A 1,108-nucleotide genomic window follows, 5' to 3' on the forward strand; every position below is an offset into this window, starting at 1 on the left:
CTTGGCCGGTGGCAGCATCGGCCCGATCAACGCCCATTCCCGATCCGTCAAATCGCTTGGATAGCGAACGCATCTGCGGCTATGCTCAAGCCGAGCGGTATCATCCCAGGCCAACTCGATTCCCCATCGTCTCGACAACGTAGGGGAATCACAACCTGCTGATATCGCTCAACTCCTTTTCGCTCAGGCTCTTAGGTACGCTCTGTTACCCATGTCTCCGGGCCGGACATGGAGGAAATTGGAGCGGGCGATGGGATTCGAACCCACGACCCCAACCTTGGCAAGGTGCCCGGCTGATCTATCCGGCAATATCCGTTTTCAACCCAGAGTACGATAAACCACTTTGCAAATTGACTTTTTGCGGCCGATGCTCACTCTACGCTATCCGGCAGATACGCAGCGATACGCTCCTGCCCGCTTACAACCTGCTTACATTTTTCTTTGTAAGCAGTTGTGTCAGCAAATTTGGAGAGATTGCGATGGGCAAGCTCACCAAACGCAGCGTCGACGCTCTCGAGTGCCCAACCAAGGGCCAGGCGTTCCTCTGGGATCGCGAAACGCGCGGCTTCGGGGTGCGGGCGCTGCCGTCCGGGCTGAAATCCTATGTCCTGCAATATCGCGCACCGACAGGACGCAGCCGTCGCATCAATATCGGTCGGCACGGTGTTTTGACCGTCGAGCAGGCGCGCAACATCGCCCGCGAGAAGCTCGTCGCTGTATCGAAAGGGACCGATCCGGCTGATGTGAATAAAGCGTCGCGTGTCGCTCGAAGCGTTGCAGAGATTTGCGACTGGTTCACCGAGAACGCCGAATCGGGTCGTATTCTGGGGAGACGTCGCCGCCCGATCAAGCCGAGCACGCTTGCCATGGATCGCAGTCGCATCGAACAGCACATCAAGCCGCTAATCGGCAAGAAGCAGGTGCGATCGCTCAGCCTCGGTGACATCGAAGGGATGCAGGCCGATATCGCCGCAGGCAAGTCTGCAAGGAAGCGCCTAGAGCATCCGGCGAATAATTTGAATCGACGGGTTCCCATTTGATGTTCGGTTTGATTCTCTGTGAGCAGGAGGTGCTTCATGGGAAAGGCTGTTTCATCAGATTTGCGGGA

At 56.9% G+C, this 1,108-nt stretch carries 2 protein-coding genes; one reads left to right on the plus strand and one right to left on the minus strand.

All coding sequences use genetic code 11. From position 1 onward, the window contains the following. The coding region (locus VQ045_RS21755) for a transposase (RefSeq protein ID WP_442879937.1) at positions 1-114 on the minus strand (114 nt) is incomplete at its 3' end. Positions 115-479: 365 nt separating this feature from the next. On the opposite strand from VQ045_RS21755, the gene VQ045_RS21760 reads away from it, so the two are divergent. Next, entirely contained in the window at positions 480-1,040 is a 561-nt protein-coding gene (locus VQ045_RS21760) for an Arm DNA-binding domain-containing protein (RefSeq protein WP_331831614.1), read from the plus strand. Positions 1,041-1,108: the final 68 nt, after the last annotated feature.

The organism is Aurantimonas sp. E1-2-R+4 (genome assembly GCF_036549515.1).
GTDB classification, from domain to species: domain Bacteria; phylum Pseudomonadota; class Alphaproteobacteria; order Rhizobiales; family Rhizobiaceae; genus Aurantimonas; species Aurantimonas coralicida_A.